The 14,455-nt window shown below is 38.1% G+C and carries 13 protein-coding genes; 10 read left to right on the top strand and 3 right to left on the bottom strand.

The window, feature by feature from the left end; all coding sequences use genetic code 11:
* Positions 1-57: 57 nt before the first annotated feature.
* Together ribH and ytxJ are read left to right on the top strand one after the other, a co-directional pair.
* Positions 58-549, top strand: coding sequence for a 6,7-dimethyl-8-ribityllumazine synthase (gene ribH / locus DUT70_RS14645; protein WP_113648091.1), 492 nt, complete (start codon positions 58-60; stop codon positions 547-549).
* 228 nt (positions 550-777) lie between these two features.
* Positions 778-1,113 (top strand): bacillithiol system redox-active protein YtxJ, encoded by a 336-nt coding sequence (gene ytxJ, locus DUT70_RS14640; protein WP_113648090.1) that lies wholly within the window; start codon positions 778-780, stop codon positions 1,111-1,113.
* Positions 1,114-1,269: 156 nt separating this feature from the next.
* Here the strand turns inward: ytxJ and DUT70_RS14635 are convergent, their stop codons facing one another.
* The 3 genes from DUT70_RS14635 to DUT70_RS14625 form a co-directional block, all read right to left on the bottom strand.
* Complete coding sequence (locus tag DUT70_RS14635) at positions 1,270-2,787, bottom strand: malate:quinone oxidoreductase (RefSeq protein ID WP_113648089.1); 1,518 nt, start codon at positions 2,785-2,787, stop codon at positions 1,270-1,272.
* 45 nt (positions 2,788-2,832) lie between these two features.
* The gene (locus DUT70_RS14630) at positions 2,833-3,237 is read right to left on the bottom strand and encodes an OsmC family protein (RefSeq protein ID WP_113648088.1); all 405 of its coding nucleotides are present in this window, start codon (positions 3,235-3,237) and stop codon (positions 2,833-2,835) included.
* A gap of 171 nt (positions 3,238-3,408) precedes the next feature.
* Positions 3,409-4,305, bottom strand: a complete 897-nt coding sequence (locus DUT70_RS14625) for a helix-turn-helix domain-containing protein (RefSeq protein WP_113648087.1) — start codon at positions 4,303-4,305, stop codon at positions 3,409-3,411.
* A gap of 443 nt (positions 4,306-4,748) precedes the next feature.
* Between DUT70_RS14625 and spt the strand changes: the two genes are divergently transcribed.
* The 8 genes from spt to DUT70_RS14585 all read left to right on the top strand — a co-directional run bounded on the left by spt (position 4,749) and on the right by DUT70_RS14585 (position 14,452).
* Entirely contained in the window at positions 4,749-5,954 is a 1,206-nt protein-coding gene (spt, locus tag DUT70_RS14620; RefSeq protein WP_113648086.1) for a serine palmitoyltransferase, read from the top strand.
* A 1-nt stretch (position 5,955) separates the two neighbouring features.
* Positions 5,956-7,077: a GNAT family N-acetyltransferase gene (locus DUT70_RS14615; RefSeq protein WP_113648085.1), complete on the top strand. Its 1,122-nt coding sequence runs from the start codon at positions 5,956-5,958 to the stop codon at positions 7,075-7,077.
* Positions 7,078-7,118: 41 nt separating this feature from the next.
* Positions 7,119-8,111, top strand: a complete 993-nt coding sequence (locus tag DUT70_RS14610) for an NAD-dependent epimerase/dehydratase family protein (protein ID WP_113648084.1) — start codon at positions 7,119-7,121, stop codon at positions 8,109-8,111.
* Positions 8,112-8,220: 109 nt separating this feature from the next.
* The gene (locus DUT70_RS14605; RefSeq protein ID WP_113648083.1) at positions 8,221-9,534 is read left to right on the top strand and encodes an inositol-3-phosphate synthase; all 1,314 of its coding nucleotides are present in this window, start codon (positions 8,221-8,223) and stop codon (positions 9,532-9,534) included.
* A 228-nt stretch (positions 9,535-9,762) separates the two neighbouring features.
* A complete protein-coding gene (locus tag DUT70_RS14600) occupies positions 9,763-10,218 on the top strand; it encodes a phosphatidylglycerophosphatase A family protein (RefSeq protein WP_240432124.1) in 456 nt (151 codons plus the stop codon).
* 5 nt (positions 10,219-10,223) lie between these two features.
* Complete coding sequence (locus DUT70_RS14595) at positions 10,224-10,598, top strand: GtrA family protein (protein WP_162926632.1); 375 nt, start codon at positions 10,224-10,226, stop codon at positions 10,596-10,598.
* 2 nt (positions 10,599-10,600) lie between these two features.
* On the top strand, positions 10,601-13,159 hold the full coding sequence (locus DUT70_RS14590; protein WP_113648080.1) for a DUF5686 and carboxypeptidase-like regulatory domain-containing protein: 2,559 nt from the start codon (positions 10,601-10,603) through the stop codon (positions 13,157-13,159).
* 3 nt (positions 13,160-13,162) lie between these two features.
* The gene (locus tag DUT70_RS14585) at positions 13,163-14,452 is read left to right on the top strand and encodes a DUF4833 domain-containing protein (protein WP_113648079.1); all 1,290 of its coding nucleotides are present in this window, start codon (positions 13,163-13,165) and stop codon (positions 14,450-14,452) included.
* Positions 14,453-14,455: the final 3 nt, after the last annotated feature.

Here is a 14,455-nt window from a genome sequence, read left to right as displayed (position 1 = left end):
AAGCGTCAAACTTTTTAACTTCCCCATAAATCAACAATAAAAAACTATCTTTGCCTCATGGCAACACACCTTAAAAACCTTTCAGATTTTTCACATACGACTATTCCATCGGGCAAAGGCTATAAAATAGCAATTATTGTTGCAGAGTGGAATGCAAACATTACTGGAGCACTTTACCAAGGTGCTTTTGAAACCCTGCTTAAACATGAAGTGGAAGAGGCTAACATTCTTTCGTTAAGCGTACCTGGCACTTTTGAACTTACGGGTGCTGCCGATATCCTTTTAAACAAAAGAAAAGATATTGATGCGGTAATTTGTATCGGTTGTGTGATCCAAGGCGACACTAAACACTTTGATTTTATTTGCGATGCAGCGGCTCATGGAATCACTAACGTTGGCATTAAATACAGCAAGCCTGTCATTTTTGGTGTATTGACCACTAATGATGAGCAACAAGCTATTGACAGGGCTGGCGGCAAGCATGGCAACAAAGGAGACGAGGCTGCCATTACCGCATTGAAAATGGTAGAGTATTCGTCAGGTCTTTAAGAAATAACCCGATTAAATATAGCCGTGTTTCAAAACTTTCAGTTTTAGATGCACAACTTATAACTTTTTTGTAACTTAGGTTTCGAAAAACAATCATTTCAAAATGAAGAAAATAGCTATTCTATTGTTATTTGTGTTCTGCGCCATCGCAGTATTAGAATCGTGCTCAAACCGTCTATGCCCTGCTTTTAGCTCTTATCCAGAGTCTAAAGGAAGAAGAAGGTAGTCATGAAGGATTGGACATCATTAAATCAAATTTCTCAAATCGACGACATTAAGGCGGTTCAAGGCTATAGCTTAATTTTTAAGCATAGTACGCGTTGCTCCATCAGCATGATGGCCAAAAGAACCTTTGAAAGGTATTGGGATGTTATTCCTGATCGTGTAAGCCTTTATTTTCTCGATTTGATTAACCATCGAGACATTTCAGCTTATATTGCGGAAACCTTTCATGTTCATCATGAATCTCCTCAAATTTTACTCATTAAAGATGGTGAATGTATTTTAGATGCATCGCATGGGGATATTTCTGCGGATGAAGTAGCGGAAGTGATTAATGCTTGATATATTTTAAAACATTAAGAAATTAAGAGCATTAAGGTTCAATAGATTATATCCTTTATCCTTAACTGGGATAACATACGCTTTAAACAATCAACAGAACGAAATAAAAAAAGTCCCGCATGGTGTGCGGGACTTTTCTTTTGTATGATATCGCCCTTAGGCTACTACTGTTTCATTTAACTTTAATGCTGCAGAAGTACGTTGGCGTGTTTCTTGGCAAAGCTCATTGTCTTCAGCTAGCTTTTGACCGTAAGTTGGAATCATCTCTCTAATCTTACTTTGCCAATCAGCAGTTTGCATTTGCTTTTTAAAGCATCTGCCCAATAAATCAAGCATGATAGATACTGCGGTTGAAGCACCTGGTGAAGCACCCAATAAGGCAGCAATTGAACCATCGCCAGCACTTACCACTTCGGTACCGAACTCCAAAATACCGCCACCGCTTGGCTTTTTCTTAATCACTTGCACACGCTGTCCTGCAACTTCCAATTCCCAATCTTTAATGTCGGCATCTGGCATATATTCTTTCAGTGCTGCAAACCTGTCTTCTGGTGATTGACGAACTTGCTCAATCAAATATTTAGTAAGATCGATACTTTTCAAGCCTGCTGAAATCATTGGGCGGATATTGCTGAACTTGATGGAAGCCGCTAAATCAAAGTAAGAACCGTTTTTAAGGAACTTGGTGGAGAAACCTGCATAAGGACCGAATAACAGCGCTTGTTTACCGTTAATGATTCTGGTGTCCAAGTGAGGTACCGACATTGGTGGTGCTCCTACTGCCGCCTTGCCATAAACTTTAGCATGGTGACGTGCAATTACTTCTTCGTTGGTACATTTTAACCATTGACCGCTTACGGGGAAACCGCCAAAGCCTTTACCTTCTTTAATGTTAGATTTTTCTAACAACAGTAACGAACCTCCGCCTGCGCCAATAAATACAAATTTGGCCAAACGCTTTCTTCTTTTTCCGCTGTCTAGGTTTTTCACCTTTACTTCCCAGCTGCCATCATCTTGTTTATCGAGATCTCGAATTTCGTGATGAAAATGAAGGGCCACTTTATCCTGCTTGGCTAGGTAGTTGAACATTTCTCGGGTTAAAGAACCGAAGTTAACATCCGTACCTAAATCCATTTTAGTAGCAGCAATAGGCTCTTTTTCATCTCTACCCTCCATTACCAATGGAATCCATTCTTTTATTTCAGAAGGATTTTCGCTGTACTGCATCTCGTTGAACAAGTTGCAAGCTTTAAGGTTGTTGTAACGGGTTTTTAGATAGTCAACATTCTTTTTGCCCCATACAAAACTAAGGTGAGGAATGTTTCTGATGAATGAACAAGGGTCTTTAAGGATACCTTTATCCAGCAAATAAGTCCAGAACTGTTTGGAAACCTCGAAAGATTCAGCGATGGAAACTGCTTTCTTCACGTCAACCGTACCGTTAGCCTTTTGCGGGGTGTAATTGAGCTCGCAAAATGCCGAGTGGCCAGTTCCCGCATTGTTCCACGCATCAGAACTTTCAGCGGCTGCAACGTCTAAACGTTCATAAATTTCTATACTTAAATCAGGGTTAAGCTCCTTGAGCAGTACGCCAAGCGTCGCACTCATGATGCCCGCCCCAATTAAAATAACATCTGCGTCGGTTTCAACAACCGTCTTTTTTTTTCTACTCATTTTAAACCAAATATAAATACCTGCGGTAGTCAGCAGGAGAATATGCTAATAACTAAACGTTATTTCTTGCTTAATATCAGGGTGTAGGCTATACGCCACTGGACAGGTTTTAGCTGACCTTTCAATAATTGCTTTTTCCTTTTCCGTGTAGTTGTTGTCTGGAAAATGAAGTTCAACGTGTATCTCACTCACCCTACGCGGATTTTCGGCCATTACTTTGGTGATTTCCGCTTTAGTTCCATCAATATTAAAACCATGATTTCTTGCCGCAATGCCCACAATGGTCAGCATGCAATTGCCTAAAGAAGTAGCCAATAAATCGGTTGGCGAAAAAGCCTCCCCTTTTCCTTGGTTATCTGTTGGCGCATCGGTAATAATTTCCTTACCCGACTTCACGTGTATTGAAGTAGTTCTTAAGTCGCCAGTGTAAGTTATTTCTGATGTTTTCATAGCTTAAATTTTCGCAAATTTAGTGCTTAAAATCAAAAAATTATGTAATAAAATTGAAGTTTTATTTACTATTTTACATTTACTACAAAAAGCCTTCCAAATCCCAATTTCCAGCCTGTAGCTTTTTTTAACATTTCGGTAAAAAACACCACTTTTAATCCCCTATTTTTATCAAAATGGCGGATTAACGGCCACTGTACTATTTGATTTGTAAACTGAGGGTGAAATGCCTGTATATTTTTTGAAAAATTTCCCAAAAAAAGATTGGTCACTGAAACGCAATTCATCTGCTACCTGCGAAACATTCATCAAATGAGAAGAAAGCAGCACTTTTGCTTCGTTAATTACCATTTCATCAATAATTTCGCCCGCAGTTTTGCCTGTTACGGTTTTCACCACTTGTGACAAATGCCTAGAAGTAACGAACAGCTGTTTGGCGTAATGCTGTACCTGCTTTTCACTTTTAAAGTTTTCGCTTAGCAAATTAAGGAAGTTGGTAGTGAGTTCCTCTTGCCTATTCAATTTCACAGGAATAAAAACACGGTACTTGCTATACACAATAAGGATTTCGTAAAGCACCGAAATGAAACTGTGACGCACTACATCTTTAAAATGAGGAGTGGTCTCTGGCAGGTTGATTTTCTTTTTTAAGGACTTTAGCGAAAAAACCAGGTCCTCAAACTCTTCGTCGTTCAAAGAAAACTTATGCACTAAATCAGTAGAAAACAAATGCACAATTTCGGCTCCATTCAAAAAAACTCCTTGTTCCTTCAGGTATTCTTTCTTAAAACCCATGCTGATAAATTCAAAGTCATCAGACATTTCATACAGCTCGCACAGGCTACCAGGAGTAACTAAATACACGTCTTTTGCCTTCATACAGTTCTTCACGAAATTGTTCTGAAAAACAAAGGAACCTTTCTGCACTACAATTACTGCAAAGGAATTAGACCTAAACGGCTCGTTAAAAGTCATAAAAGGTTTAATTTCAGCGCTGGTAAGCACATTCATGTTACCACCGTTAATGAGGCCTTCTTCTAAGCACCTCTGTTCTACCTTGTGCATCATTGTTTACTGTATTTATACATAATAACTGCGTAACTACGTTAAGTGTTATACAAACGCTACAAAGTTCAATAAAGAATTACATAATTACCAATATTGTTGTTAAAATTTCAAACGTGATTTTTCGTTAAAACATTATAAAGCACGGTATCTAACAGTGTAGGACGTGCCTTTAATAAGATAAATGAGTTTGTTTGCCAAATGTCAGATTTACATAAATAATACTTTTTGACCAATAAGCAATACTTTTGTACCACTCCCTCGGACTAAAACTTTTATTAAATTTGCGGGATTTTATTAATTCTCATTTATTAAATCGTTAAATTTATGTTATTAAGGAGAGTAACATGTTTAACATGAGTTAAGTCTAATACCATTCTAAGTGTTATTCTTTTTAATCTCAAGAGAATTATATCAAACTACAAATGACCTAATTGCATAAAAATATGCGTAAAAAATTACAAGATAGAATAGCTTCGTTTCAAGACGCCAAAATTATTAAAGAAAGGGGCTTGTATCCATATTTCCGTTCCATCGACTCTGCACAAGACACAGAAGTAATTATTAACGGAAAAGAAGTATTAATGTTTGGCTCCAACTCATATCTTGGATTAACCAACCACCCAAAAATTAAAGAAGCTTCGCAAAAAGCAATCGAAAAATACGGTACTGGCTGTGCTGGCTCTAGATTTTTGAACGGGACTTTAGACATTCACCTAGAACTTGAAAGCCGCTTAGCTGCCTACGTTGGTAAAGAATCAGCGGTATTGTTCAGTACAGGCTTCCAAGTGAACCTTGGGGTAATTTCTTGTTTATTAGACAGAAACGACTATCTTATTTTAGATGAGTACGACCACGCCTCTATCATTGATGGCAGCCGTTTATCGTTCTCTCGTTCTATCAAATATGCACACAACGACATGAACGATTTGCGTGCAAAACTAAGTCGCTTACCTGAAGACGCCGCCAAACTAATTGTTTCGGATGGTATATTTAGCATGGAAGGTGATTTGGTAAACTTACCAGAAATGGTAAAAATTGCCGACGAATTCGGTGCAAACATCATGATGGACGATGCTCACAGTTTAGGTGTCATTGGATTTAATGGTGCGGGTACTGCTTCACACTTTAATCTTACGGATAAGGTTGATTTGATTATGGGTACTTTCAGTAAATCTCTAGCTTCATTAGGTGGTTTTATCGCTGCTGATGACGATACCATTGAATTCATTAAACACAGAGCTCGTTCGTTAATGTTCAGTGCAAGTATGCCGCCTGCCGCAGTGGCAAGTGTTATCGCTGCTTTGGACATCATTGAAGCTGAACCTGAAAGAATTGACAAATTGTGGGCTAATACCAACTACGCTAAAAAGCTTTTGCTAGATGCAGGCTTTGAAATTGGCCATCCAGAAAGCCCAATCCTACCTATTTACATTAGAGATAACGAAAAAACCTTCTTAATCACCAACATTCTACAAGAAAACGGCATTTTTGTAAACCCTGTGGTTTCTCCAGCCGTGCCTTCTGATGCATCATTAATTAGGTTCTCTTTAATGGCTACGCACTCTTTTGAACAGATAGAAAAAGCTATCGATAAATTGAAACTGGCCTTTAAAGAAGCAAGTGTAAACTTAGTTGGGGCATCAGCATAAAATGGCACAAATTTTACCCGTAACAGACAAAAAACTGTTAGCAAAGTTCATCGATTTTCCGCACGAGCTTTATAAGAACGACCCTTTTTACGTGCCTGAATTGCATATTGCTCAACGTGATATGTTAACCCCAGGCAAACACCCTTTTCACGACCATGCTAAAATGCAATTGTTTTTAGCGGTAGAGGGCGAAAAGATAGTGGGCAGAGTTGCCGCCATTATCAATGGCAACCACAACACCATTAAAAACGTAAAAGAAGGTTTCTTTGGTTTTTTTGACACTATTGACGATAAGGCGGTTAGCAAATTATTATTAGATGCAGCACAAAACTGGCTAAAAGAGAACGGACAAACTTCGATAATGGGGCCTGTAAATTTCTCTACCAATGATATCTGCGGCTTGTTAGTTACAGGCTTTGATGGACCACCAGTAGCTATGATGCCTTACAATGCGCCCTATTACCTACCATTATTGGAAGATTTCGGTTTTACCAAAAAGGTAGATTTAAGAGCTTACAAATACACTGCAGGGAATTACAATGACAGATCGGTAAGCTTATTAGAAGGGCTGGAAAACAGGCTGAAAAGAAGCAATATCATCATCAGAAAAATTAACCTTAAAAAATTTAAGGAAGAGGCTGCCGCTTTGAGGGAAGTGTACAACAGCGCTTGGGACAAAAACCTGGGTTTTGTACCAATGACCGACAAGGAATTTGACTATACCGCCAAAGATTTAAAAATGGTTTTGGATACTGATTTCTGCTACATCGCAGAACAGGATGGCAAATTAGTGGGTTTTGCACTAGCCATTCCAGACATCAACCAAATCCTTATTAAAATTAAAAAAGGTCGCTTATTCCCTACTGGTTTATTGAAACTGTTGTTGGGTAAAAAGAAAATCAACGGCATTCGTATTTTATTGTTGGGCGTAGTTGATGGCTACAGAAAATTAGGTATTGAAGCTTGTTTGTACGGTAGAATCATCAAAGCATTTAAAGCAAGAAATTTCCAATATGCAGAAGCGAGCTGGACTTTGGAAGATAACGATATGGTGAACCGTCCGATTGAAAACATAGGCGGCAAACTTTACCGAGAATACAGGATACTGGAAAAAGCAATATAAGCAAGCACTAAAGCTATAAAGAGCAAGTGTGATAAAGAGACATGAGCAAAAAGGTATTGATTACAGGCGCAAGCGGATTTGTGGGCTATCATTTAATTGTTACGGCAATTGAATGCGGCTTAGAGGTATACGCAGCTGTACGTCCTAATAGCAATGTCTCCCACCTTAAAGGGTTAAATGTTAACTACGTTCAATTAAACTTTAGTGCAGTTGATGAACTCAAAGCAGCATTGGAAGACAAGCAGTACGCTTATATTATACATGCTGCTGGAACCACCAAAGCTAAAACCTTACAAGAATACAACAGGGTTAATGCCGAATACAGCAGAAACTTGGCGCTAGCGGCGTCGCTGGTAAATTATACCGTCGAAAAATTTGTATTTGTAAGTAGCCTAGCGGCCATCGGTCCAATTGCTGATTTCAACACCACCATTGGTGACGATGCCATTGCCCAGCCCATTACCTTTTACGGGTTAAGCAAAAAATTGGCAGAAGAACATCTTAAGGAGATTGAAAATTTGCCTTTGGTTATTGTTAGACCGACTGCCGTATATGGTCCGAGAGAGAAGGACATTTTTATCATTTTCAAAACTATTAACAGCGGATTGGAACCTTACATTGGAAGATTTAACCAACAGTTGAGCTTCATTTATGTAAAGGATTTGGCAGAGATCATTATTCGCTTGTTGAAATCGGATATTGTGCACAAAACCTACAACATTACCGATGGTTTGACCTACGATAGGTATGCTTTAGCCGAGGGCTTAAAAAAAGCACTGCACAAAAAAACGCTAAAAGTGCACATTCCTTTGGGGATCATCAAAGGTTTAGCTGGTTTTATGGATACCATTTATGCCAGAAGTAGCAAAACGCCAACGATAAACAAAGAAAAAATAAAAGAGCTAACCGCCCCCAATTGGGCCTGCAATATCGAAAACTTGAAAAGAGACCTGCAGTTTGAGCCTCAATATAATTTGGAGAAAGGTTTAGTTGAAACCGTGAAGTGGTACAAAGCAAATCATTGGTTGAAATAAGTCATAGGTTTTAAGTTGTAGGTAATAAGTACCTAGCAAACGTAAAACTTAGAACTTAATACTTATAACATAAAAATTAAATAGAATAAACACATAATAAATAACAATAATGAAAAAGCAAGTAGAAGGAGCTAATGGGAAATTAGGTATCATGATGCCTGGCCTAGGTGCTGTAGCTACTACCATGATTGCTGGTGTAGTTGCTGCTAGAAGAGGTCTATCTAAACCTATTGGTTCTTTAACACAAATGGGAACTATCCGTGTTGGTAAAAGAACAGACAATAACGAGCCCTTAATTAAAGACTTTGTTCCCCTAGCGAAATTAGAAGACTTAGCATTTGGTGGTTGGGATGTGTATGAAGACAATGTGTACGATGCTGCAATGAAAGCAAAGGTTATTGATGGTCATCTTTTGTATGACATCAAAGATGAGTTAGAAGCCATCAAACCTTACAAAGCTGCATTCGACAAAAACTACGTTAAAAATTTAGACGGAACTTACGTTAAAGAAGCTGCTACAAAATGGGATTTAGCACAACAAGTAATTGAAGATATCAAAGACTTTAAAGCTAAAAACAATTGCGAGCGTATCGTATTGGTATGGTGCGGTTCTACAGAGATTTATTTAGAGCCAAGCGCTGTTCACCAAACTTTGGCTGCTTTTGAGCAAGGCTTAAAAGACAACGACGCGAACATTGCACCAAGTATGATTTATGCTTATGCAGCGTTGAAATTAGGCTATGCTTATGCAAACGGAGCGCCTAACTTAACGGTAGATATTCCTGCAATGTTAGAGTTGGCTAAACAAACTCAAACGCCAGTAGCTGGTAAAGATTTTAAAACTGGTCAAACCTTAATGAAAACTGTTTTGGCACCAGGTTTAATGGCACGTTCATTAGGTGTACGTGGTTGGTTCTCTGACAACATTTTAGGTAACCGTGATGGTTTGGTATTGGATGACCCTGATAACTTCAAAACTAAAGAAGTATCTAAATTAGGAGTATTGGAAGATATCTTCAAGCCAGAGCAAAACCCTGATTTGTATGGTGATATGTACCACAAAATCCGTATCAACTACTATCCTCCTCACGGTGATAACAAAGAGAGCTGGGACAACATCGATATCTTCGGATGGATGGGTTACAAAATGCAAATCAAGATTAACTTCTTGTGCCGCGACTCTATCTTAGCTGCACCTATCGTTTTAGACTTGGCTTTATTCTCTGACTTAGCTAAACGTGCTGGCATGAGTGGTATTCAAGAGTGGTTATCTTTCTACTTGAAATCTCCTCAAACTAAAGAAGGATTACGTCCAGAGAACGACATCTTTAAACAATTAGAAAAATTACATAATACATTACGTTACATCATGGGTGAAGAGTTAATCACTCATTTGGGACTTGATTATTACGAAGAAAACTAGTTAAATAAAATTGAGGGTTTTGTAGGCCCAAAGAGCGAAACAGCTTAGGTAGATTCGATGCTACTTAAGCTGTTTTCCAAACCATTATCTTTTTGTCTGCAAATTGTAATTTACTCTTTGACACTCAAAAAACTTGTGCGGAAACTTTAGGTTTAAAAAAAGTTTCCATAGTTTTGCGACGTTTAAAAATAGAAAGTGAATTACTTTAAAACCTGAGAAATTGAAACCGTGATATTTCACAAAATCATATCAACCAGCCTGGGAATTGGGTATATAGGTAAGGGAGCTGGCACTTATGCCGCTATTTTCACCTGCCTTTTATGGTACTTTTTCCTGGCAGGCCAATATGATCCGAAGCTTGCTCCAGCTTTAATTACCTTGTTAATTACCTTACAAGGAATTAGAAGCTCAAATGAAGTAGAAGTACTTTGGGGCAAAGACCATAACCGAGTGGTTATAGATGAAGTTGCAGGGATGTGCATTTCATTACTTTTTGTTCCAGTAACCATTGAATACGTAGTAACTGGTTTAATATTGTTCAGATTTTTCGACATTCTTAAACCTTTAGGTATTCGTAAGCTGGAAAAATGGCCAGGTGGATGGGGCGTGATGGCCGACGATGTTTTGTCGGGTATTTATGCAAACATCGTCCTGCAAATAATAATTTTCTTCAACATATTTTAAAGAAAATGTTAACCTTTTTAAAAGCACAAGCTTCATCACTAACGGCAACGTTGGTTGATTATTTGACCACATGGTTTTGTGTGAGCTTTTTGGGGGTTTGGTATGTTGCAGGGAGTGTAACAGGAACAGTTGTTGGGGGCTGTGTAAACTTCTACATGGGGCGTAATTGGGTCTTTAATTCTACCAATAAAGACATTAGGCCTCAAATTGTGAAGTATATTTTAGTGTGGTGCGGCAATCTTATCATTGTCACCACAGGAGTTTACATACTCACTCATTTTTTAAGCATTAACTATATGCTTTCGAAGATTCTCGTTTCTGGGTTAATCGGTACTATTTACAATTACTTCATGCAGAAGCAATTCATTTTCACGCAGTAAAAATGAAAAAGACATATAAAATATTAATTTATGCACTAATTTTTTTAGGTGCTACTGTAACGGGTGTATCATCGGCATTTGCCCAAAAAACCATCATTACAGGAACCGTTAGAGACGCTGTGACTAAGGAAACGCTCCCTTATGTGTCGATTTTTTTTAACGACACCCGTATTGGCACCCAAACCGATATTGATGGGAATTTCAAAATCAGCACCAACGAAGATTACAACCAACTTAAGTTTAACTATGTTGGCTATGAGGTTTTAGTAAAGAACATTGTAGTGGGACAAACCCAAAAAGTAGATGTGCTTTTAAAATCCAATGCCCAATCGTTAAACGAGGTGACTATTATAGCTGGTAAAAAAAGATATTCGAACAAGAACAATCCAGCAGTTGAATTGATTAGGCAGGTGATTGAACACAAAGACGAGAACCAGCCTAAAGCCTACGAAACTGTACAGTATAAAGAATACGAAAAGATGTTGTTCTCTATGAGCAATATCTCTGAGAAATTCAAGAACAAACGCATGTTCAGGAACTATCAGTTTCTTTTCCAAGAGCAGGATTCGACGCAAATTGGTGGTAAAAACCTACTCCCTATTTATATCCAAGAAAAACTTGCCGACCAGTATTTGAGTTTCTCTCCAGATAAAAGCAAAACCGTAGTATTGGCCGAAAAGCAAGTGCAATTCGATAACAGATACATCGATAATCAAGGGATGAAAGCGTATTTCGATAGGATGTATCAAAACATCAATATCTACGATAACAACATCTCAGTAATGAGCAACGATTTTTTGAGCCCAATAGCCAATTCTGCGCCAACGTTCTATAAATTCTTCATTACCGATACACTAAAAAACATAACACCTAATGTAATTGAGCTTTCTTTTACACCACGCAACAAGGGCGACATGTTGTTTGAAGGAAAAATCTATATTACCATGGATGGCAATTTTGCCGTACAAAGGGCTTCATTTGGGGTGAACAAGAACATCAACCTTAATTTTGTAAGGGCAATGCAAATTGATTTAGATTTTGAAAAGAACGTAGATAAACGTTACTACTTGAGCAAGAGTACGCTTATTGCAGATTTCGGAATCAACAAAAACAAGGGTTTGGGCTTTACTGGCGAACGTAGCGTTAACTATAAAGAATACAAAACCAACGTCGAAATACCTGATACCGTTTTCTCTGGTAAGAAAATTGAAATTCTTGCTGGCGCAGAAAAAAGGTCGGATGATTTTTGGATGAAAAACCGCTTGGATACTATTCCAGAAAAGCAACTGAAAATTTACGGCAATATTGATACCCTACAGAACCTGCCTTCTTTTAAACGTACCATGCAAATTGTAACCTTGCTGTTTGCAGGTTATCAAAACTTGGGACCTTATGAAATTGGACCTGTGAATACATTTTACAGCTTTAACAATGTAGAAGGTTTCCGTTTACGTTTGGGCGGAAGAAGTACTCCTGAGTTTAGCAAAAGATTTTACTTTGAGAACTACGCCGCTTATGGCTTTAAGGATGAAAAATGGAAGTTCTTCCTATCAGCTACTTACTCGCTGAACAACAAATCCATTTACAAATTCCCTCAAAACTATATCCGAGCGAGTTTCCAAAGAGATACCAAAATACCTGGACAAGAGCTGCAATTTGTGCAGGAAGACAACTTTTTGCTATCGTTTAAACGTGGTGTAAATGACATGTTGCTTTACAACGATTTTTACCGTGTAGATTATGTTAGAGAGTTTGAAAATCGTTTCTCTTATACTGTGGGTTTCAAAAAATGGTCGCAAACACCTGCTGGTGGACTTGTTTATAGTGATGCTAGTAGCAATTCTTACATCAATAGATTAACCACTAGCGAGTTTAGTGTGGGCTTGAGATACGCTAAAAACGAAAAGTTCTATCAAGGTAAAATATACCGTACGCCTATTATCGACAGGTACCCTATCTATAATTTAAAATATACCATGGGCGTTAAAGGTCTTTTAGGTGGGGAGTACAATTACCATAATATTATGGGCAGCATAGACAAGCGTTTTTATGTATCGCAATTAGGATTTACTGACGTGCGTTTAGAAGGTGGCTATATTTCCGGAAAATTGCCTTTCCCTTTATTGGCAGTACATCGTGCCAACCAAACCTACGCCTACCAACTTAACTCTTACAACTTAATGAACTTTCTTGAGTTTGTGAGTGATCATTATGCAAGTATAAATATTGACCATAGTTTTAACGGATTTTTCTTAAATAAGATACCTTTGTTAAATAAATTGAAGCTGCGTGAGATTATATCGTTTAAAGCCATTTACGGTGGACTAAGAGACGAGAACAACCCAGAAAAAACTAATACAGGTATTTACAAAATGCCTACTTATGAAAATGGGATGCAAAGAACTTACTCGTTAAACAAAGAACCTTATATGGAAGGCAGCGTGGGTTTAGGTAATATTTTCAAGTTCCTTAGGGTAGATTTGGTTAAAAGATTTAACTATCTTAATAACCCAGAGGTTTCTGAGTGGGGAATTAGAACGCGAGTTAAACTTGACTTTTAAAAGATGAAGCTAAGAGATAACCTTCAACAAGGTATTTATAAAGGAATCAATCCTTTTGTAAAGGGATTGATTAAAATTGGGCTTACACCCAATATGGTCACTACCATTGGTTTGATATTGAACATTGGTGTAGCCGTTATTTTTATCATAGGAGCTGAGAAAGCAAACCGTGGAGAATTGGAGTATGTAGGCTGGGCAGGCGCATTAGTGCTATTTGCAGGTTTGTTTGACATGTTAGACGGCCAAGTGGCCCGTTTGGGTAACATGAGTTCGAAATTTGGTGCCCTGTACGATTCTGTATTAGATCGCTACAGTGAGATGGTGATGTTTTTGGGTATCTGCTATTACCTCATTTCACACCATTATTTTTTAAGTTCGCTATTTGCTTTTATTGCCTTAATAGGTTCTATGATGGTGAGTTACACCCGTGCCCGTGCCGAAGGTTTAGGGGTGGAGTGTAAAGGTGGTTTAATGCAACGTCCAGAACGTGTAGTTACCATTGGCGTTTTTGCAATTGCCTGCGGTATTGCCTATAATTTCTTGGGTGGAGATTACAAAGTTTTTGTTCCTGGCATTAAGTTTCATGTATTTGAAACCATGAGTATTTTCACCTTGCCTATCGCCATTATGGCGGTATTAACCAATATTACTGCGGTAAACAGGTTAAGAGATGCTAAAAAAGCTTTAGATGCACAGGACTTCTTAAAAGCTAATCAAAACAAAGCTGCTTTGGTAACTGGCATCGTATTACTTGCGAGCTTAGCCTTAGGAACTTCACCAAACTTACAAGCACAGCAAGTACCAGATGGCGACCCATCGCCACTTACTTTCCCAGTGCCCAAAAACATCGACAATCAGTTGTTTTATGTACAACGTGATCCGAATATTAATACCATCATCTGCCAATTAAATTTGAATGAAGATGGTCAGCCTATTAAAGAAAAGCCAGTAAATGTATTTTGGATGCGCTATGCAGATAAGGAAGGGAAAAAAGACCTGAATTATATCCAACGTAAATTTGCTTACGGCATACAAACCAAAGATATTGGCAACGGAAATTTTGAGCTACGTTTTGTCTCCTACAAAAAATTTCCTTTGTTGCTTACCAAGTCTACGGTAGATAAAAAATATCACGTATACGTTACCGCCAATAATAAAAAGATTTTGTTAGACAGAATATTCGTAAGGATTGAAGGTGGTTCGTTTTGGCTACCTAATGTTAAATATGTTGAATTGAGAGGTTACGATGCCAACAACCCTAGCAAGGCCGTAACTGAAAGAATAAAAGTGTAAAAT

The sequence above is a fragment of the Pedobacter chitinilyticus genome, from assembly GCF_003313385.1.
Lineage (GTDB): Bacteria > Bacteroidota > Bacteroidia > Sphingobacteriales > Sphingobacteriaceae > Pedobacter > Pedobacter chitinilyticus.
This window is presented reverse-complemented; position numbering and strand designations above follow the sequence as displayed.

What these genes read in the sequence shown, in the direction of transcription:
- ytxJ (WP_113648090.1), top strand. Translation starts at nt 778, where the DNA reads ATGAAGGATTGGACATCATTAAATCAAATTTCTCAAATCGACGACATT.
- ribH (WP_113648091.1), top strand. Translation starts at nt 58, where the DNA reads ATGGCAACACACCTTAAAAACCTTTCAGATTTTTCACATACGACTATT.
- DUT70_RS14615 (WP_113648085.1), top strand. Translation starts at nt 5,956, where the DNA reads ATGGCACAAATTTTACCCGTAACAGACAAAAAACTGTTAGCAAAGTTC.
- DUT70_RS14630 (WP_113648088.1), bottom strand. Translation starts at nt 3,237, where the DNA reads ATGAAAACATCAGAAATAACTTACACTGGCGACTTAAGAACTACTTCA.
- DUT70_RS14610 (WP_113648084.1), top strand. Translation starts at nt 7,119, where the DNA reads ATGAGCAAAAAGGTATTGATTACAGGCGCAAGCGGATTTGTGGGCTAT.
- DUT70_RS14605 (WP_113648083.1), top strand. Translation starts at nt 8,221, where the DNA reads ATGAAAAAGCAAGTAGAAGGAGCTAATGGGAAATTAGGTATCATGATG.
- DUT70_RS14590 (WP_113648080.1), top strand. Translation starts at nt 10,601, where the DNA reads ATGAAAAAGACATATAAAATATTAATTTATGCACTAATTTTTTTAGGT.
- DUT70_RS14585 (WP_113648079.1), top strand. Translation starts at nt 13,163, where the DNA reads ATGAAGCTAAGAGATAACCTTCAACAAGGTATTTATAAAGGAATCAAT.
- DUT70_RS14595 (WP_162926632.1), top strand. Translation starts at nt 10,224, where the DNA reads ATGTTAACCTTTTTAAAAGCACAAGCTTCATCACTAACGGCAACGTTG.
- spt (WP_113648086.1), top strand. Translation starts at nt 4,749, where the DNA reads ATGCGTAAAAAATTACAAGATAGAATAGCTTCGTTTCAAGACGCCAAA.
- DUT70_RS14635 (WP_113648089.1), bottom strand. Translation starts at nt 2,787, where the DNA reads ATGAGTAGAAAAAAAAAGACGGTTGTTGAAACCGACGCAGATGTTATT.
- DUT70_RS14625 (WP_113648087.1), bottom strand. Translation starts at nt 4,305, where the DNA reads ATGATGCACAAGGTAGAACAGAGGTGCTTAGAAGAAGGCCTCATTAAC.